Origin of the sequence: Photorhabdus sp. S10-54 (assembly GCF_963878145.1) — a bacterium.
Lineage (GTDB): Bacteria > Pseudomonadota > Gammaproteobacteria > Enterobacterales > Enterobacteriaceae > Photorhabdus > Photorhabdus kayaii.
Map to the genome: position 1 here is coordinate 174,114 of NZ_CAWNXG010000003.1, position 19,009 is coordinate 193,122.

Sequence of the window (19,009 nt, forward strand, 5' to 3'; positions counted from 1 at the left end):
ATGCATCGCGACGGCAAGGGAGCGAATTCCCGGGAGCATAGCGAACTATGTGACCGGGGTGAGTGCAGCCAACAAAGAGGCAACTTGAAAGATAGCGGGTATATTTATGACTTAAACATCCATTTTACTACCCGCCAGATGATGGAAAGTAATGTCTTTGGAGAAAATAATGTCATCCTTAAGTAAAGAAGCTGAGCTTGTGCATTCGGCGCTGGAAGCTCGTGGTCTTGAAACGCCCTTGCGTGGTCAGGCATTGGCGCCGGAAGTGCGCAAAGCGCGGATTGAGGAGCATATGACGGAAGTTATGAAACTGTTGAATCTTGATTTGCGTGATGACAGTTTGGCAGAAACCCCAGGTCGTATTGCGAAAATGTATGTCGATGAGATTTTTTCAGGATTGGACTACAGCAATTTCCCGAAAATCACATTGATAGAGAATAAAATGAAAGTGGACGAAATGGTGACCGTTCGTGATATCACACTCACCAGCACCTGCGAACACCATTTTGTGACCATTGATGGCAAGGCGACGGTTGCCTATATTCCAAAAGATAAAGTGATTGGGTTGTCTAAAATTAACCGTATTGTGCAATTTTTTTCTCAACGTCCACAGGTTCAGGAGCGCCTGACCCAGCAGATCTTGATTGCATTACAGACACTCCTTGGCACCAATAATGTTGCCGTATCGATTGATGCGGTTCATTACTGTGTGAAAGCGCGGGGCATCCGTGATGCAACCAGTACCACGACAACAACCTCCTTGGGGGGATTATTTAAATCTAGTCAAAATACCCGTCAAGAGTTTTTACGCACAACTCGCCATGTGTAATTTTCACACTGGGATATAAGAATGGCCTGCCAGAGAATTGACTCACTGGATAGTATTCGTGGCTTGGCAATACTGGGGATATTGCTACTCAATATCTCCGGTTTTGCTTTGCCATCCGCTGCTTATTTGAATCCGGCATATAATGGTTCAGCTTCTTTAACTGATTTGATTGTCTGGTCTGTACTTAGCGTCTTTGTTCAGGGAAAGTTCCTGTGTATTTTGGCCTTCTTATTTGGTGCGGCATTGGAGCTACTATTACCAAGGGGCAAAATCTGGAATTATCCACGATTAACCATACTTGCTCTAATTGGAATGGGACATGGCATCCTACTCTGGGATGGCGATATTTTGCTCTCTTATAGTTTGGCAGGTTTTTTCAGCTTTCAATTGATTAGCCAAAATAGCGCCAGTAACCGGTTATTTATGAAAGGCGCTATTTTTTATCTGATCGGATTAGTGCTATTGTTTATTCTCGGCTTTTTTTCCAGCGGCGAATCTAATAATGTTTCTTGGCAATCGACGGAATTCCAGATGTTATACGAAACATATTGGAAAACGTCTGGTGGATGGCTGGCAGCAAAAGAGCGTTTCAATCAGATCATGTTGATGATGGTCATGCTGTTTGTTCAGTATGGTTGGCAGCTTATTGGTATTATGTCATGTGGTGCTGGATTAATGCGTAATGGTTGGCTAAAAGGGGAATTTTCAGTGAGCCATTATCGAAATGTGGCGCTAGTGCTGATACCGCTCAGTGTTGCTGTTCAGATATTCTCTGTGGTGCTCCAATATACCCATAATTGGGATTACTTTTGGTCAGGCATTGTCGGTTATATCCTTGCTGAGTTGGTAACGCCATTTCAGGCACTGGGGTATATGGCTTTAATATATGGTTTCTGGCCGATCATTTCATGCTGGAGAATTAATTACTGGCTCAATCAGGTTGGGCGAATGGCGATGAGTAATTACTTGCTACAAACCTTAATCTGCACCTTGCTGTTTTATAACCTTGGGTTTTTTGGTCAATTTAGCCGTTTGGAATTGCTTGCATTTATTCTTCCCATTTGGGCAGTGAATATTCTTTTTTCATGCTGGTGGTTACGTCGTTACCCGCAAGGCCCAGTAGAACAGCGGTGGCGTGAGATTACGGCGGTGTTGGCTCGGTCGGCTTAAACTGGGTTTTATCCATTGACCGTAATTCTTCAGGAGTTACGGCAGGGTAATCAGTCATACCTTTTGGTACCTTATACGGAGCAGGAATAGGGATCAACGGACCCAAGAAACGAGGTTCACGTTTCAGAATATAAAGATCAGTCAGGGCACCAAGGCGGGCAATGATTTCACGTAATCGAACGGTAATCATATTCTTGGGTGTGGAAACTGCATAACACTGAGCATCAATTCCCATATGCATAGCGATAAACAGGGCTCGTTCGCAATGAAATCGCTGGGTAATAATCGTGAAATCATTAGTGTTAAAAACTTTCCGGGTTCTGACTATTGAGTCAAGTGTTCTGAAACCAGCAAAATCCAGTACGATATTTGCAGCAGGAATACCCGCTTTTACCAAATCTCTGCGCATGGTTACCGGTTCGTTATAACTTTGCTGAGCATTGTCGCCACTCAGTAACAAATATTTGATTTTGTCGCTGTTATAAGCATTAATCGCTCCCTGAATACGGTACATATAGTACTGATTTGGCGCGCCAGAGAGGTAATATTTAGCAGTACCAAGTACTATACCCACTTCACGTTCAGGAAGTTGTTTGAGATCATCAAAGACATAGGGGGCTGTTTTCCAACTAATCCAGCGGTCAAGTGCAATAGCTGTCAGTATCAGCATCCCTATGATGAATAACAGACTAGTTATCAGGCGCTTCCACATGCTTTTGCCTTATACACATTAATGACTGAATTTGTTAAAGGCTACTTTACCTGAAATTTCGAAGCAAGTTTTCTCTGTAAGAAAAAAGCTTGATAGTAAAAGAGAACTAACAAGCTTTTTACGTATTTTTAATGATAAAAATCAGAATGAAGTACGTTTGTACACGCGGTATTCAGGTTTCCAGAAGTTGCGTTCAATCGCTTCATCCAGTGCTCCATCTGAGGTCACAGTGGCAACGCCCTGTATTTGTGCTTCTTTGGCGACTTGTTTGGCAATTTTGCGTGACACTTCCTGAATATCATCGATAAGTGGTAGTAACGGACCTTGACCCTCTTGGGCTAAGGGTGAGCAATCCGCCAATGTTCGGCTTGCTGCCATCAACATACCGTCAGTAACCAGTTTGGCCCCCGATGCAATGACACCCAAGCCAATGCCGGGGAAGATATAGGCATTGTTACATTGCGCTATTGGATACTCCTGATCTTTATATTTTACCGGATTAAATGGACTACCTGTTGCAACCAAGGCGGCACCATCCGTCCAGTTGATGATATCTTCGGGACGGGCTTCAACACGGGAAGTTGGATTCGATAATGGCATGACGATTGGACGTTCACAATGTTTATGCATCTCACGGATGATCTCTTCTGTAAACAACCCTGCCTGACCTGAAACACCAATCAATACTGTCGGTTTAGCATTACGGACAACATCGAGCAGCGAGATTGAATCGCTGTTTACATCCCATTTAGCCAATGAGTCGCTTTTCTGCACCAGCTTGTTCTGGAAATCCAATAGATTTGGCAGCTTGTCTGTCAATAAACCGAAACGGTCAACCATGAAAATACGGGCACGAGCCTGTTCTTCGCTTAAACCTTCTGATTTCATTTGGGAGACGATCTGTTCTGCAATGCCGCAACCAGCGGAACCTGCGCCGAGGAAGGTGACCGTTTGATCTTTCAATTGACGGCCCGCCGCGCGACTGGCGGCAATTAAGCTACCTAACGTAACGGCGGCAGTTCCCTGAATATCATCATTAAAGCAACAAATCTCGTGGCGATAGCGATTAAGAAGAGGCATGGCATTTTTTTGTGCGAAATCTTCAAATTGCAGCAACACATTTGGCCAGCGGCGTTTAACAGCCTGAATAAATTCGTCTATGAATTCATCATACTCTTCACCCGTGATACGCGGGTGACGCCAACCCATATATAACGGGTCATTCAGGCGTTGCGGGTTGTTGGTGCCTACATCCAGGACGACTGGCAGTGTATAAGCCGGGCTGATACCACCGCAGGAGGTATACAAGGAGAGCTTACCGATAGGAATACCCATTCCGCCAATGCCTTGGTCGCCCAAACCGAGGATACGTTCACCATCGGTAACAACGATGACTTTTACATTTTGTTTGGTTGCATTTTGCAGCATGTCATCAATATGTGCTTTGTTTGGATATGAGATGAACAGGCCACGGGCACGGCGGTAAATATCGGAAAAGTGCTCACAAGCTTCACCGACGGTTGGGGTATAGATGATCGGCATCATTTCGTTCAAATGCGCATCCAGCAGGCGGTAGAACAGGGTTTCGTTAGTGTCCTGAATATTTCGCAGGTAAATGTGCTTATCTGCATCATTTTTGAAATCAAGATACTGCCGATAGGCACGTTCAGCTTGTTCTTCGATGGTTTCGACCGCTTCCGGTAATAAACCGTAAAGATTAAAGTTGCTGCGTTCTTCCTTAGTAAAAGCGCTGCCTTTATTCAGCAGGGGGAATTCCAACAGAATTGGGCCAGCATAGGGAATGTATAGTGGACGTTTACTTTCGTGTTCCAGTTCCATGAATCTTACTCTTTGAACTAAATGGATAAAAGGTCGCTACAGATCCTAAGAGATAGGAAAAATATGTACAGTAAATGTTACTTAATTAGAGGTATTATGAGTAAAAATGAGAGATAACATCCAGAGTTAGCTAATAAAATGTTACGGTAATTATTTTTACAGCGGAAAACCCTCTATCTGCATAAAGGGAAAAATGAATTTTCCACTGAACTCAGAAAGTGTAGTAATCAAATTTGCTGCAACCGAGCGCAGCAAGTATAGATTGAGTCGCACTCCGTTGGGATAAATCACTGTGTTTTCCCTCAACTAACACCGCTCTTTCGATAGCCAGGCAATCACTACCAGAAATGTTCATCAGAATCAGCGCTGCTTGTAATGGGGGCAAGCTTGGGTTAAATGCGGCATTTTCTGCATAACGCCCAGGATAAATTCTTCCATCTTTTCCCAGAAGTGCGGTACCACTGTAGGAATTACTGTATGGGGCATAGCTCTGGTTTGCTGCATCTAATGCCGTTAGTACTAATTTATCCGTCGTTTCTAGTTTATAGCCATGGTTGACCGGATCCATCAACAAAGTTGTGATGCCCAGATCATTTGGACCAAAAGAATCTGGCAGATAGTGATCTAATGTTGAAGGTGCCTGCTTTGGCAGATGAATCTCTAATTGAGTGCCACTATTAAGTTCATTCATAAATTGACGGCAGTGGCCGCACGGAGAGTAATTCACAGTAACAGATGCCAGTCTTTTCTCGCCCAATAACCAGGCGTGGGTAATCGCACATTGTTCAGCATGAATCGTTTGCTGTAGTGGTACACCAGCAAATTCCATATTAGCGCCAAAATAGAGGTTTCCGCTTTCACCGCGGGCAATTGCACCAACATTAAAATGTGATATTGGTGTCAGGGAACATGCCGCTGCGAGTGGCAACAGGGCGACAGCCAAGGTGTTATCGTCAAAACCGCAGGCTTTCTTAATAGATTTAGCCTGTTCAGCAGTGAGCATGGCAGGAAAGTCATCGTTTCCTGCGTAAGGTAAAAGTGCATCCTGTAGTTTAGATGGCAGCTGTACCCATATAGGGTGAAAACGAGCTTGCATAGCGTGATCTCCGAATTAACTTAAGATCATTCTAAGTTGTCTGATGAGATTTGTAATGTGATAAATATCATATAGATGATGAGAATTATGTAATTGAAGTTGGTAATCGAGCGATTATTATCAAATTTCCTAACAGATATACTAGCTAAATAGGTATAGCAGCACCGGGAATACAAAAGGGGCTGTTAGTGAAGTAATGATACCGCAGGTCATCAATGCCAATGAGCTGTATGCGCCTTCAACGAAATTGACCTCTGCACAGCGGGCGGTACCCAAAGCATGTGATGCCGTTCCCATTGCTAAGCCGCGGGATGCTTTGGTTTTTACCTGTAAAAGATCAAACAGGTTATGACCAAATATTGCGCCGAGAATGCCGACAAAAATGACACAAGCAGCACTGATTGCAGGAATACCGCCAATGGCGTCTGCTACTGCCATTGCTATTGGTGTTGTGACAGATTTAGGCAGTATCGAAGCGGCCATTTCAGGCGTGGCGCCCATCCACAAGGCAATAGCAGCGCCTGTCACCATAGCGACAATACTACCGATAAAACAGATGCTAATAATGGACTTCCATTGGGCTCGGATCTGGTGTATCTGCTCATATAGAGGAAATGCCAGCGCAACTACGGCGGGCTGGAGTAGATCATTTAGAATTTGGCTGCCGGCAAAATAGTGTTCATAAGGCGTGTGGGTTATTAACAATATTGGAATAAGGACGGCGATAGAAACCAATAAGGGGTTCAGAATGGGAATTTTGCATCGTAGTGAAAGTTTTCTTGCGGTGTAGAATACAATCAATGTTAATGGCAGTGACCACCAAATGTGACTTAACATTTTTATTTCTCTTGTTTCTGTTGGTTACTCTTAATTTCTGATGCGGAGCCTATAATTGGACGTTCATGATGAACATAGTGGGAACTGTAAGCAACGATAATCATAACAATTGCAGTACTGATCAGGCATGAAAAAACAATCGGAATTATCTGTTGGCTGAGTTGATCGTAATAATTCATTACGCCTACGCCAATAGGTAGAAACAGCAAGGTCATATTTTTTAGTAACAGGCTACAGCCTGGTTTTGCCCAATGAGCAGGAATCAGCTGGAAAGCTAATAAAACGAACAAGATCAACATACCGATAATACTGCCGGGAATAATGATGGGTAGTAGGGAAGAAATGGCATTACCTGTCAGCAAACATAAATAAATCAGAACAAATGCTCGCAGGTACTGCCAACCAACAATCAGTACTTCACGAAACGACATAACAAAATTCCTAATTCCGGTGAGGTATTCATCATACAATTAACCTTGGGAAGGTGCCATAGCTCACATTTAAAAAAACGGGGACCATTGCTGATCCCCGTGAGTAAAAATATCAGTGAAATAAATTAACGGTTATTTCACTTGCATACCGGGTTGGGCGCCGCTGTCTGGGCTGAGCAAGAAGATATCTTTTCCACCAGGTCCGGCCGCCATAACCATCCCTTCTGAAATACCAAAGCGCATTTTGCGTGGCGCCAGATTGGCTACCATAATGGTTAAACGGCCTTCCAGCGCTTTTGGATCAGGATAACTGGAGCGGATACCAGAAAACACCTGACGGGTTTCACCGCCCAGATCCAGCATCAGTTTCAGCAACTTATCTGAGCCTTCGACAAAATCAGCCTGTTTAATAAGGGCGACGCGCATATCAACTTTGGCAAAATCATCAAAGGTGATCGTGTCCTGAATCGGATCTTCTGCCAGTGGACCGCTGACTTTTTGTGGTGTGTTGATGCTCTCTTTCGATGCCGCAACCATAGCGTCCACTTTATCTATATCAATGCGATTGAACAGGGCCTTAAAGGCAGAAACTTGATGATCCAGCAGCGGCTGTTCAATACCATGCCAGGTGAGTTCTGTATTTAAGAAAGCTTCTGCGCGTTCTGCCAGACTTGGTAAAACGGGTTTCAGGAAAGTCATCAAAACGCGGAACAGGTTGATGCCCATTGAACAGATAGCTTGAAGATCGGCATCACGGCCTGCTTCTTTTGCCACCACCCACGGCGCTTGCTCATCCACATAACGGTTTGCCAAATCAGCCAGTGCCATGATTTCACGGATTGCTTTGCTGAATTCGCGGTTATTAAACTCTTCTGCAATCACCTTTGCCCCATCAATAAACTGTTGGTAAAGCACCGGATCAGCCAGTTTATCCGCCAGCTTGCCGTTAAAGCGTTTATTAATGAAGCCTGCATTACGGGAGGCCAGGTTAACAACTTTATTAACGATATCGCTGTTAACACGCTGAACAAAATCTTCCAGATTCAGATCGATATCATCAATGCGAGCAGAGAGTTTGGCTGCATAGTAATAACGCAAACAGTCTGCATCTAGATGATCCAAATAAGTGCTGGCTTTAATAAAAGTACCACGGGATTTGGACATCTTCGCACCGTTGACGGTGACATAGCCGTGAACAAACACGTTGGTTGGCTTACGGTAACCGCTGCCTTCCAGCATGGCAGGCCAGAACAGGCTGTGGAAATAAACAATGTCTTTACCGATAAAGTGATACAGATCGGCGGCGGAATCTTTTGCCCAGAACTCATCAAAGCTCAGATTTCCGCGTTTGTCACACAGGTTTTGGAAAGAGCCCATATAGCCAATGGGAGCATCCAGCCAGACATAAAAATATTTGCCCGGCGCATCAGGAATTTCAAAACCGAAATAGGGGGCATCACGGGTGATATCCCACTGTTGTAAACCGGATTCAAACCATTCCTGCATTTTGTTAGCAACTTGTTCCTGTAATGCGCCGGAGCGGGTCCAGGCTTGTAACATGTTACTGAATGCGGGCAGATCGAAGAAGAAGTGTTCTGTTTCACGCATTTCTGGCGTCGCGCCGGAGACAGCAGAACGTGGGTTGAGTAGCTCAGTTGGGCTGTAGGTTGATCCGCAAACTTCACAGTTATCGCCATACTGATCTTCTGCCTTACATTTCGGGCAGCTACCTTTCACAAAGCGATCCGGCAGAAACATATTTTTCTCAGGATCATATAACTGAGAAATAGTACGATTTTTAATATGACCGTTTTTTTTCAGTTCGAGATAGATTTTGGTTGATAACGTTTGGTTCTCTTCGCTATGCGTAGAGTGATAGTTATCATAGCTCACTGAAAAGCCAGTAAAATCCTGATGATGCTCTTGGTTCACCGTTGTGATCATCTCTTCAGGAGCAATACCCATTTGCTGAGCTTTCAGCATGATTGGTGTTCCATGAGCGTCATCGGCACAGATAAAGTGAACCTCTTTGCCGCGCATTCGCTGAAAACGGACCCAAATATCTGCTTGGATATGTTCCAGCATGTGACCGAGATGGATTGGACCGTTAGCATATGGCAACGCGCACGTTACCAATAATTTTTTTGCGACTTGAGACATAGTAAGGATCTGACTTCCAATAAGTGAAAAAGGAAGTTTGATGTTAACCGATCAAAAAAATTGTCGCTAGGGTAAGGTTTAATATTAGTGAGTTTTATCCAGTGCGTCTTAAAACCAAAATACTTCAGAGGCTGTCAATGGATAAAAATTGGATTAGTGAGCGGAAAGCGGGTTTTTGTCGCTAATTTTATCCGAACGCATTGGGTTCTGTTATGATGGAGAGATGGTTTTTAGCTAATGATAATCATTAAAGGAGCCGGGATGAACTCACAATCCCCCGAGCAGACCAATCCTGACCTGCTGAAATCTCAGGTAACAAAAATACTTACTACTTTTACACACCTGACACTAGAACGTGATTTGACAACATTGAAGGCCCTACATCATTGCACGATGCTTGATGGTGTCTTGCACATTGAATTACTGATGCCGTTTGTCTGGCAAAGCGGTTTTAAGGCATTAAAAGCAGCGACAACGGAAAAATTACAGGCGGTAACTGGTGCAAAATCGGTGGCGTGGAAATTGATCCATGATATCAGCACATTACGTCGCGCTAATGATTTGCCGGGAATTAATGGTGTCCGCAATATTTTGGCTGTCAGCTCGGGTAAAGGTGGGGTGGGTAAATCCAGCACTGCCGTAAACCTGGCGCTGGCATTGGCTCAGGAGGGGGCAAAAGTCGGTATTCTGGATGCAGATATCTACGGTCCTTCTGTTCCGAGTATGTTGGGAACCACCAAAGAGCGCCCAACTTCCCCGGACGGGCAGCATATGGCGCCGATTATGACTCATGGCCTTGCCACTAACTCGATTGGTTATTTAGTAACAGATGACAATGCAATGGTATGGCGCGGCCCAATGGCTAGTAAAGCATTGATGCAGATGTTACAGGATACATTATGGCCGGATCTTGATTATCTGGTTATCGATATGCCACCAGGAACCGGTGATATTCAGCTCACTTTGTCACAAAACATCCCGGTAACGGGGGCGCTAGTGGTAACAACGCCTCAGGATATTGCCTTAATTGACGCAATGAAAGGTATCGTCATGTTCCAGAAAGTGAAGGTGCCTGTATTGGGTATTATTGAAAACATGAGTACGCATATTTGTGGTAACTGTGGTCACCTGGAACCTATTTTTGGTACCGGTGGGGCAGAAAAATTGGTGGCTAAATATCACTGTAAATTATTGGGACAAATCCCGCTGCATATTTCACTGCGTGAAGATCTTGATCGTGGTCAGCCAACCGTTATTAGTAATCCTGATAGTGAATTTACCGATATTTATCGCGAAATTGCCGCGAATATTTCAGCACAGATGTATTGGCAAGGTGAGAAGATACCAACAGAAATTTCGTTCCGTGCTGTTTAATGCAAGCATTTGATTGATGATAATGGGTGGTGTTTTCATTGCCCGCTTTTTGTATGGGGAGATTTTGTGTGGGGAGAAGTATGCTTGTTCGATTTCCTTCGTTACATGGTTTTTATGCGAAACGCTTCGAAAAAAGTGAGACTTCTCTTGTTTACACTGGAACAGATACCATTAACTCCCTATAATCTCGCCAAACAAAGCACTTAGTAAGTGCTTTGTTCCCATTTTTTTCTAGAATCAGGTTATCTCTATTATGGCTGACGAAGCATATCAGTGCACAATTGTAGGAATTTCTGGTGCATCTGCCTCAGGTAAAAGTCTCATTGCTAATACACTTTATCGTGAATTACGCGCTCAGGTTGGTGATCACAATATCGGTATTATACCAGAGGATTGCTATTATAAAGATCAGAGCAATCTATCAATGGAAGAGCGTTATAAGACTAATTATGACCATCCAAGCTCAATGGATCACAATCTGCTCTTTTCTCACCTACAAGCGCTGAAAATGGGTGAATCAATTGAATTGCCACAATACGATTATGTTGCTCATACTCGTAAACCAGAAGCGATTCATTTTGCACCGAAAAGGGTTATTATTCTGGAAGGTATTCTATTATTGACCGATAAGCGCTTGCGCCAGGAGATGGACTTCTCTATTTTTGTTGATACGCCACTGGATATTTGCCTTATGCGTCGTATTAAGCGGGATGTGCATGAACGGGGGCGTTCTCTGGATTCGGTTATTGAGCAATATCATAAAACTGTGCGTCCAATGTTCCTGCAATTTATTGAACCATCAAAGCAATATGCAGATATTATTGTGCCGCGCGGGGGTAAAAACCGAGTAGCAATTGATATATTGAAAGCCAAAATTGGTCAGTTCTGCGAATAATATACCCTATGGATTTCAAGATGCATCGCGACGGCAAGGGAGCGAATCCCTGGGAGCATAGCGAACTATGTGACTGGGGTGAGTGAGCGCAGCCAACAAAGAGGCAACTTGAAAGATAACGGATATAAAACTTTGCTTGTCAGTCATTGAATTGATAAGCAGCATCGTATTGGAGAGGAAATAATGCGACTCTGTGACCGCGACATTATTAAATGGCTTGATGAAGGTAAATTGGTCATTGCTCCACGTCCGCCGATTGAACGTATTAACGGGGCAACTGCGGATGTGCGCCTTGGGAATCAGTTTCGTGTTTTCTGTGGTCATACTGCGGCATATATTGATTTGAGTGGTCCGAAAGATGAGGTCAGTGCTGCGCTTGATCGTGTGATGAGTGATGAAATAATTCTGTCTGACGATGAGGTTTTTTTCCTCCATCCTGGCGAGTTGGCATTGGCCGTTACGCTGGAATCTGTCACATTGCCGGACGATTTGGTGGGCTGGCTTGATGGCCGTTCTTCTCTTGCTCGTCTTGGGTTGATGGTACACGTGACAGCACACCGGATTGATCCGGGCTGGCATGGTCAGATTGTTCTTGAATTCTATAACTCTGGTAAATTGCCTCTGGCGTTACGTCCGGGTATGGTCATCGGTGCTTTGAGTTTTGAGCCATTGTCTGGTTCCGCTGACCGTCCGTATAACCGTCGTCAAGATGCAAAATATAAAAACCAACAGGGTGCGGTGAGTAGCCGTATTGATGAAGATTAACATTTTTATCGGCTATTGAGTTGCATTGACTGTTTTGACAAAAAAAGCTGAGGAAGTCATGAAGAGATTGCTGACGGCACTGATTATTTTGCTGGTTGTGATTATTACCGGTCTGGCAGCATTAGTCATGTTAGTAAACCCAAATGACTTTCGGGCTTATATGGTCAAGCAGGTGCAAAAGAAGAGTGGCTACCAACTCGTCCTGCAAGATGGTATGCGCTGGCATGTCTGGCCGAAATTGAGCATCATTACCGGGCGTATGTCATTAACGGCCCCAGGAGCGGCTCAACCAACAGTGACGGCAGAAAATATGCGTCTTGATGTGGAGTTGTGGCCGCTTCTTTCTCATCAGCTTGCAGTTAAAGAGGTGATGCTGAAAGGGGCGATATTGAGAGTAACCCCGGAGAGCCAGTCGCAGAAGAAAGAGAATACCCCTATTGCACCAACAGGGAGTACAGCCAACTCTGTTGTGAAGGGTGAGGGTTGGAAGCTTGATATCGCCAGAATTAAGATCGCGGATAGTTTGCTTATTTGGCAGCGAGATGATCATGAGCAGTTAAATGTCCGCGATATTAATCTACTAATGGAGCGAGATAACCAAAACCATATCAGCGTAGAGTTAAGTAGCAAAGTCAGTAAGAATCAGCAAGACTTGGCTTTTAATCTTAATGCAGATGTCGATATTACTGATTATCCATATCGTGTTGCGGGTAATATTGACTCCTTTGATTACCAACTCCAGGGCGCAGGTATACCTACGGGAGGAATTAGTGGTTCAGGAAAAGTACATGCTGTTTATCAAAAAGAGACGACAGATGGGCCGCAAACAATTTCTTTACAGACGCTAAGTTTCACCGCTAATGAGAGTGAACTGCATGGCAGTATAAAAGCAATGTTGGGGGCTCATGCGGATTATCGGATCGATTTATCTTCCCAAAAACTGAATTTAGATAATCTGATGGGATGGGACTTGCTTCCTAAAGAGGATTCAGAAGTTAAACGTTATTACCGGATAGAGAATAGTTCAGCTAAACCGGTAATCGCCGTTTCAAGTTCTGCCCCGCCTGATTATAGCGCTGCATTTCTAAATGACTTTAACGCCAATGTGACTATTAATGCGGACAAATTTGTTTATCGAGGAATGGAGATCGATAATCTGATATTGAAAGCGACAAATAATAGTGGTACTGCTGAAATTTCTACTCTGAATGGCAAATTATTTGGTGGTGATTTCTCTATTCCGGTTATTTTAGATGCAACGGGTAATCAACTTAAGTTACACGCAAAACCTTTACTGCGGAATATAGAACTGGAACCAGTACTCAAAGCCTTTTCCTTACCACCGGCATTTAGTGGTAAATTCGATCTGAATGGGGATCTTTCTGGTAAAGGATATGATGGTTATGCGATTTCGCATATTTGGAAGGGTGATCTTAATTTCAGTTTAGTTAATGCCAAAATGTATGGATTAAATATCCCCCAATTAATCCAGCAATCTGTTGCTCGTGCAACGGATAAAGTGAATATCCCTGATAATATGGATAATTTCACCCGCGCTAAAAAGCTTGATGTTAAAGCGGTACTGAATCGAGGTGATATAAAAATCAGTCGACTGCATGCGGTATCCGATTTGCTGAATATTGATGGGCAGGGTAAGACTAATCTGCTTAAACAACATATTGATGTTGCTTTAAAAGTACAGATAACACAAGGATGGGGCAAGGATAATGAATTGGTTAGTCGTCTGCGAAAAATGAAAGTACCACTGCGGGTTTACGGTAATTGGAGTAATCTGCAATACAATTTGGATATTGAGCAATTGCTGCATAATGAGTTGGAGAACAAGGTAAAACAGGCTATTAACGATTGGGTTGAACGTAGCAGTAATTAAGCGAGGGTTATATTCATATATACCCAATGGATTTCAAGATGGATCGCGACGGCAAGGGAGCGAATCTCCGGGAGCATAGAGAACTATATGACCGGGGTGAGTGCAGCCAACAAAGAGGCAACTTGAAAGATGACGGGTATAATATCCTGCTGAATTAATGAATAATATTATTGATTGGCAAGTTTATATGAAATTTGTTGAATTGAGAAGCTATGGCTTTTTTGCTATGAACACAAAGTTATTTCATGTTGTTAGATAAATCATTAACAGTATCCTAATATAGTTCCGCATATAGTACTTCCGCATATAGTACTTCCGCATATAGTATTGATAGCAAAGGCCCAAAAAATCCCGGTGCAGTTTAAACTGACCGGGTTTTATTTTGTTTCAGAGGAAAAACTCAGTGATGGCAGATACGATGAATGATCAATAACACTGGGTTATTCTCTATTTTCTTCCTCTGACACCAGAGGGGTAATTTTTACCTTATTAATTCGGTGACTGGTCACTTCCAACGGTTCAAACAGGTAATTATCAATCTGTAATTGCTCACCTTGTCGTGGAATATGTTGTGAATGTTCCATTAACAAACCGGCTAAGGTCTGATATTCACGTTTTTCATCCAGTTGCAAAGGGACATAAAGGATCAAATCATCCAGCGGCATATAACCATTGGCGATCCAACCACCATGTTCAGTCGCTTGAATATCATGGCGGGCATCAGTTTCTTCGCCATCTACCGGTAAATTACCCGCGATAGTTTCCATTACGTCGGTCAAAGTTACCACACCTTCCACAGAACCAAATTCATCGACAACAAACGCAAAGTGAGTTTGTGCCTGGCGGAACTGCTCCAATGCCTGGAGTAGTGAAAGCTGTTCAGGGAAAATCAGCGGTTGTTTTATCAGCGAGTGTAAATCAAAAGGCTGTTGGTTGAGTTGTTGATTTAATAAATCAATAACATGGACAACACCTAATGGTTCGTCACTGATATTTTCATCAGTTACCACAATGCGTGTGTGAGGACTTTTACTCAGTATTTGCGTCAGATTTTCAGTTGGTGCATGAATATCAAGGTATTCCACGTCGTGACGGGAAGTCATGATACTGTTAACGTTACGCTGCGCCATGCCGAGAACTCTGGCAATCATTTGACGTTCTTGTAGATCAAACACTTCCTGATTATCAGAAATCAGATTAGATGTATGATTATCTAATTCTGCATTTTCATGCTTACCACTAAGGATGCGTAAAACGGCTTCTGCTGTTCTTTCACGTAGTGAACGGGAAGCAGTAAGAAATCTGCGGCGGTTAAATTGAGCAAATTGGTTTAAGGATTCAATCATAATGGAGAAGCCGATAGCGGCGTACAAGTAACCTTTGGGGATGCGATAACCAAAACCTTCGGCGACCAGACTGAAACCGATCATTAACAAGAAGCTCAGACAGAGAATGACGATAGTCGGGTGAGCATTGACAAAGGTAGTTAACGGCTTACTTGCCAGTATCATCAGGAACATCGCAATGGTGACTGCCGCGATCATGATACCGATGTTGTCTACCATACCAACAGCAGTAACCACGGAATCCAGTGAAAATACAGCATCAAGGACAATTATCTGAACGACAACCGTCCAAAATTTAGATGTTTTGCGTTGTTGTCCTGAGTGGGCATCTTTGCCTTCCAGCCGTTCATTAAGCTCCATCGTCGCTTTGAACAGTAAGAAAAGACCGCCTAACAGCATAATCAGGTCACGGGCACTAAACGGATGTTCCCAAAGCGTAATTAATGGATGAGTTAGCGTTATCAGCCAGGAAAGACTAAAAAGCAGCACGATACGCATCAGTAACGCACAACTTAGACCTGTAATTCTTGCTTTGTCTCTTTGTTTTTCAGGAAGTTTATCTGCCAGAATGGCAATAAAGACCAAGTTGTCAATTCCGAGGACAATTTCTAGAACGATAAGAGTAACTAGTCCAGCCCATATCGTCGGATCAGCGATCCATTCCATACAGTTTGTTTTACCTTTTAATATGACGGCTCATGCCGAATAATGAATAATGGGCATTGACTCATCAAATTTCAATAGTTGATTTTTCATCTGAGGAAGTTTTTTCCAAAAAATGATGTGTAGTGGTATCGATGGCACCAATAACTATCCATTAGGACTCATCCTGAGTTAACATGTGATCACATTAACAAATTGCACACTAATTATTATTGGTGAGCAGGATTATCATCAGACAGGAGTTATTCATGTCCAAGCAGCAGATTGGTGTTGTCGGTATGGCGGTGATGGGGCGTAACTTGGCACTAAATATTGAGAGCCGTGGTTATTCCGTATCTATATTTAACCGTTCAAGTGATAAAACTGACGAAGTGATTGCCGAAAATCCGGGGAAGAAATTAGTTCCAAGTTACACTGTCGAAGAATTTGTCGATTCACTGGAAAAACCGCGCCGTATTCTGCTCATGGTTAAGGCTGGCGAAGCAACCGATAAAACGATTGCTTCACTGACTCCACATCTGGATAAAGGTGACATTTTGATTGATGGCGGTAATACCTATTTTCAGGATACTATCCGTCGTAATCGAGAGCTTTCAGCCCAAGGGTTTAATTTTATCGGTACCGGGGTTTCCGGTGGTGAAGAGGGGGCATTGAAAGGCCCATCTATTATGCCTGGCGGCCAGAAAGAGGCGTATGAATTAGTGGCGCCAATTTTGCACGAAATTGCAGCTAAAGCGGAAGGTGAACCTTGTGTGGTCTATATTGGCCCAGATGGCGCCGGCCATTATGTGAAAATGGTTCACAATGGCATTGAATACGGTGATATGCAGCTCATCGCGGAAGCCTATTCCTTACTGAAAAATGCCCTAAATCTGAGCAATGAAGAACTATCTGAGATTTTCACTGACTGGAATAACGGCGAGTTAAGCAGTTATTTGATTGAAATCACGGCTGATATTTTCCATAAGAAAGATGAAACAGGCCAATATTTGGTTGATGTGATTTTAGATGAAGCAGCAAATAAAGGTACGGGTAAGTGGACTAGCCAGAGCTCTCTGGATTTAGGTATTCCAGTGACATTGATCACAGAATCGGTATTTGCACGTTATATCTCTTCTTTAAAAGATCAGCGCGTTGCTGCGGCTAAAGTTTTGAGCGGACCTGAAGCACAGCCATTTAAAGGTGATAAGGCCGAATTTATTGAGAAAGTTCGCCGTGCGCTTTATTTGGGTAAAATCGTTTCTTATGCTCAGGGTTTTCAGCAATTGAAAGCGGCATCTGATGAGTACCAGTGGGATCTTAATTACGGTGAAATTGCCGGGATTTTCCGGGCGGGTTGTATTATTCGTGCTCAATTCCTGCAAAAAATTACTGACGCGTATAACGAAAATGCGGATATTGCTAACCTGTTGTTGGCGCCTTACTTTAAGAAAATTGCTGATGAATATCAGCAGGCACTGCGTGATGTCGTCTCGTATGGGGTGCAGAATGGTATCCCAACCCCTACGTTCTCCGCTGCTATTTCTTACTACGATAGTTATCGTTCTGCTGTATTGCCCGCCAATTTAATTCAGGCTCAACGTGATTATTTTGGTGCTCATACCTATAAGCGTACTGATAAAGAAGGTGTTTTCCATACTGAATGGATGGAGTAAGCCCGATTATTATCGATTGACTAGGAGCGTGGAGAGGCCACATTAGATGTGATGTGGTCTCAGTTTCCGCGATCGTCTGGGACACGTCGTTGCGGTTTTTTAACAAATATACCCGTTATCTTTCAAGTTGCCTCTTTGTTGGCTGCACTCACTCACCCCGGCCACATAGTTACCTATGCTCCCGGGGATTCGCTCCCTTGCCGTCGCGATGCATCTTGAAATCCATAGGGTATATACCGCAACGGCGTAGCTTAAATTTCAGAATATGACTTATCTGAGAGTGATGATTGTCACATTAATCCCGGATTAAGCAATAGGATCAGTACTGGTAATGTGAAAATCAAAACGATTATTTCCTACATGGACCAATTTCAAGTTCTTAGGGAAATTGAGTCCTTCATCAATAGTTGCAATGCCAATAGCATCATAAGAAAAATAGAATGACCCGTTACCAATATATTCTCCGGTGTTGACATTTCTTACATAAATTGAAGTGACTATCTCTTTCTGTACCAGTAGTTCGTTAACGACAGTATAATTATCATCTGTTGTTGCGTTAACGTCGATTGTTTCCTCTTCTTCTCCATTAAATATCTTAATGATCATAGAGAATTTTGTATCTGAATGAGTATCATCAATGATTCTTAGTGCAACCAGTTTTGTATCTTTCTGTATAATTCTGAATTTCGATAACCCTCTAATTTCTTTATCGATATCTGGATTGTCGACTACCCATTCATAATATTTACTCTCTGGATCATTATAGTGACGCCACGCATGGACTTTTGATAACTTTCCAATTTTTACTGAACGAAATTTATCGTTAAGATTGGAAGGGAGCGATATAATTTTATCAAGCTCTGGGTAATCATGTGACTTACCCTGATAGTTTTTCTCTTCGAAAAACGTGACGCCTGTAATTAATTCTTTTGTCATTTTTTCTACTCCTCAAAGTTAATGTAAGTAATATATAGGTTGCCAAAAAAAATTTTCCGTTAATAAACCCGTATGTAATGCTTTTCTGGAAGTATACCCGTTATCTTTCAAGTTGCCTCTTTGTTGGCTGCACTCGCTCACCCCGGTCACATCGTTATCTATGCTCCCGGGGATTCACTCCCTTGCCGTCGCGATGCATTTTGAAATCCATAGGGTATATACCTGATTGTATTAATGTGAAATATATAGTATTTACTCGTTTATACTATTTGTGAAAATTGGATTTTTTCTGTGTAATATTTCCCACTGATAATTCATTTATTCCTCATCTTTAGATGCAATATATCCAGTCAATAGAAGAATAATATTCTATGGGTTAATGTTAAAATTAGCAGAAAAATACATAAAGT

Annotated in this window: 15 protein-coding genes; 7 read left to right on the forward strand and 8 right to left on the reverse strand. The window is 42.9% G+C overall.

Going from position 1 to position 19,009, the window contains the following annotated elements; all coding sequences use genetic code 11:
• Window positions 1-169: 169 nt before the first annotated feature.
• Window positions 170-829 (forward strand): GTP cyclohydrolase I FolE, encoded by a 660-nt coding sequence (gene folE / locus AACQ83_RS03085; RefSeq protein ID WP_112876125.1) that lies wholly within the window; start codon window positions 170-172, stop codon window positions 827-829.
• A gap of 21 nt (window positions 830-850) precedes the next feature.
• Window positions 851-1,999, forward strand: a complete 1,149-nt coding sequence (gene yeiB, locus AACQ83_RS03090) for a DUF418 domain-containing protein YeiB (protein WP_112876124.1) — start codon at window positions 851-853, stop codon at window positions 1,997-1,999.
• On the opposite strand, the gene sanA is transcribed toward yeiB, so the two are convergent.
• The 6 genes from sanA to metG form a co-directional block, all read right to left on the reverse strand.
• Complete coding sequence (gene sanA, locus AACQ83_RS03095; RefSeq protein WP_112876123.1) at window positions 1,971-2,711, reverse strand: outer membrane permeability protein SanA; 741 nt, start codon at window positions 2,709-2,711, stop codon at window positions 1,971-1,973. The genes yeiB and sanA overlap by 29 nt on opposite strands.
• 141 nt (window positions 2,712-2,852) lie before the next feature.
• The gene (locus AACQ83_RS03100; RefSeq protein WP_112876122.1) at window positions 2,853-4,550 is read right to left on the reverse strand and encodes an NAD-dependent malic enzyme; all 1,698 of its coding nucleotides are present in this window, start codon (window positions 4,548-4,550) and stop codon (window positions 2,853-2,855) included.
• Between the two features lie 211 nt (window positions 4,551-4,761).
• Complete coding sequence (gene cdd, locus AACQ83_RS03105; RefSeq protein WP_112876121.1) at window positions 4,762-5,646, reverse strand: cytidine deaminase; 885 nt, start codon at window positions 5,644-5,646, stop codon at window positions 4,762-4,764.
• Between the two features lie 141 nt (window positions 5,647-5,787).
• Complete coding sequence (locus tag AACQ83_RS03110) at window positions 5,788-6,483, reverse strand: CidB/LrgB family autolysis modulator (RefSeq protein ID WP_112876120.1); 696 nt, start codon at window positions 6,481-6,483, stop codon at window positions 5,788-5,790.
• A 2-nt stretch (window positions 6,484-6,485) separates the two neighbouring features.
• Complete coding sequence (locus tag AACQ83_RS03115; protein ID WP_112876119.1) at window positions 6,486-6,914, reverse strand: CidA/LrgA family protein; 429 nt, start codon at window positions 6,912-6,914, stop codon at window positions 6,486-6,488.
• A gap of 132 nt (window positions 6,915-7,046) precedes the next feature.
• On the reverse strand, window positions 7,047-9,074 hold the full coding sequence (gene metG, locus AACQ83_RS03120) for a methionine--tRNA ligase (RefSeq protein WP_112876118.1): 2,028 nt from the start codon (window positions 9,072-9,074) through the stop codon (window positions 7,047-7,049).
• A 261-nt stretch (window positions 9,075-9,335) separates the two neighbouring features.
• Between metG and apbC the strand changes: the two genes are divergently transcribed.
• From apbC to asmA, 4 genes are all read left to right on the forward strand, one after another.
• The gene (gene apbC, locus AACQ83_RS03125) at window positions 9,336-10,448 is read left to right on the forward strand and encodes an iron-sulfur cluster carrier protein ApbC (protein WP_112876117.1); all 1,113 of its coding nucleotides are present in this window, start codon (window positions 9,336-9,338) and stop codon (window positions 10,446-10,448) included.
• 253 nt (window positions 10,449-10,701) lie between these two features.
• Window positions 10,702-11,343, forward strand: coding sequence for a uridine kinase (udk, locus tag AACQ83_RS03130; protein ID WP_036777923.1), 642 nt, complete (start codon window positions 10,702-10,704; stop codon window positions 11,341-11,343).
• Window positions 11,344-11,526: 183 nt separating this feature from the next.
• The gene (gene dcd / locus AACQ83_RS03135; protein ID WP_112876116.1) at window positions 11,527-12,108 is read left to right on the forward strand and encodes a dCTP deaminase; all 582 of its coding nucleotides are present in this window, start codon (window positions 11,527-11,529) and stop codon (window positions 12,106-12,108) included.
• 58 nt (window positions 12,109-12,166) lie between these two features.
• Window positions 12,167-13,999, forward strand: a complete 1,833-nt coding sequence (gene asmA, locus AACQ83_RS03140; RefSeq protein WP_112876115.1) for an outer membrane assembly protein AsmA — start codon at window positions 12,167-12,169, stop codon at window positions 13,997-13,999.
• Between the two features lie 440 nt (window positions 14,000-14,439).
• On the opposite strand, the gene AACQ83_RS03145 is transcribed toward asmA, so the two are convergent.
• On the reverse strand, window positions 14,440-16,011 hold the full coding sequence (locus AACQ83_RS03145) for a TerC family protein (RefSeq protein ID WP_112876114.1): 1,572 nt from the start codon (window positions 16,009-16,011) through the stop codon (window positions 14,440-14,442).
• A 245-nt stretch (window positions 16,012-16,256) separates the two neighbouring features.
• Here AACQ83_RS03145 and gndA point away from each other — a divergent pair, with 245 nt between their 5' ends.
• On the forward strand, window positions 16,257-17,663 hold the full coding sequence (gene gndA / locus AACQ83_RS03150; RefSeq protein ID WP_112876113.1) for an NADP-dependent phosphogluconate dehydrogenase: 1,407 nt from the start codon (window positions 16,257-16,259) through the stop codon (window positions 17,661-17,663).
• 306 nt (window positions 17,664-17,969) lie between these two features.
• Here the strand turns inward: gndA and AACQ83_RS03155 are convergent, their stop codons facing one another.
• Window positions 17,970-18,599 (reverse strand): beta/gamma crystallin domain-containing protein, encoded by a 630-nt coding sequence (locus AACQ83_RS03155; protein ID WP_112876112.1) that lies wholly within the window; start codon window positions 18,597-18,599, stop codon window positions 17,970-17,972.
• Window positions 18,600-19,009 lie beyond the last annotated feature (410 nt).

Bases quoted from the DNA above. Each gene is read 5' to 3' on its own strand.
- AACQ83_RS03145 (WP_112876114.1), bottom strand. From the start codon at position 16,011: ATGGAATGGATCGCTGATCCGACGATATGGGCTGGACTAGTTACTCTT.
- AACQ83_RS03115 (WP_112876119.1), bottom strand. From the start codon at position 6,914: ATGTCGTTTCGTGAAGTACTGATTGTTGGTTGGCAGTACCTGCGAGCA.
- asmA (WP_112876115.1), top strand. From the start codon at position 12,167: ATGAAGAGATTGCTGACGGCACTGATTATTTTGCTGGTTGTGATTATT.
- gndA (WP_112876113.1), top strand. From the start codon at position 16,257: ATGTCCAAGCAGCAGATTGGTGTTGTCGGTATGGCGGTGATGGGGCGT.
- udk (WP_036777923.1), top strand. From the start codon at position 10,702: ATGGCTGACGAAGCATATCAGTGCACAATTGTAGGAATTTCTGGTGCA.
- yeiB (WP_112876124.1), top strand. From the start codon at position 851: ATGGCCTGCCAGAGAATTGACTCACTGGATAGTATTCGTGGCTTGGCA.
- cdd (WP_112876121.1), bottom strand. From the start codon at position 5,646: ATGCAAGCTCGTTTTCACCCTATATGGGTACAGCTGCCATCTAAACTA.
- folE (WP_112876125.1), top strand. From the start codon at position 170: ATGTCATCCTTAAGTAAAGAAGCTGAGCTTGTGCATTCGGCGCTGGAA.
- AACQ83_RS03100 (WP_112876122.1), bottom strand. From the start codon at position 4,550: ATGGAACTGGAACACGAAAGTAAACGTCCACTATACATTCCCTATGCT.
- metG (WP_112876118.1), bottom strand. From the start codon at position 9,074: ATGTCTCAAGTCGCAAAAAAATTATTGGTAACGTGCGCGTTGCCATAT.
- AACQ83_RS03155 (WP_112876112.1), bottom strand. From the start codon at position 18,599: ATGACAAAAGAATTAATTACAGGCGTCACGTTTTTCGAAGAGAAAAAC.
- apbC (WP_112876117.1), top strand. From the start codon at position 9,336: ATGAACTCACAATCCCCCGAGCAGACCAATCCTGACCTGCTGAAATCT.
- sanA (WP_112876123.1), bottom strand. From the start codon at position 2,711: ATGTGGAAGCGCCTGATAACTAGTCTGTTATTCATCATAGGGATGCTG.
- AACQ83_RS03110 (WP_112876120.1), bottom strand. From the start codon at position 6,483: ATGTTAAGTCACATTTGGTGGTCACTGCCATTAACATTGATTGTATTC.
- dcd (WP_112876116.1), top strand. From the start codon at position 11,527: ATGCGACTCTGTGACCGCGACATTATTAAATGGCTTGATGAAGGTAAA.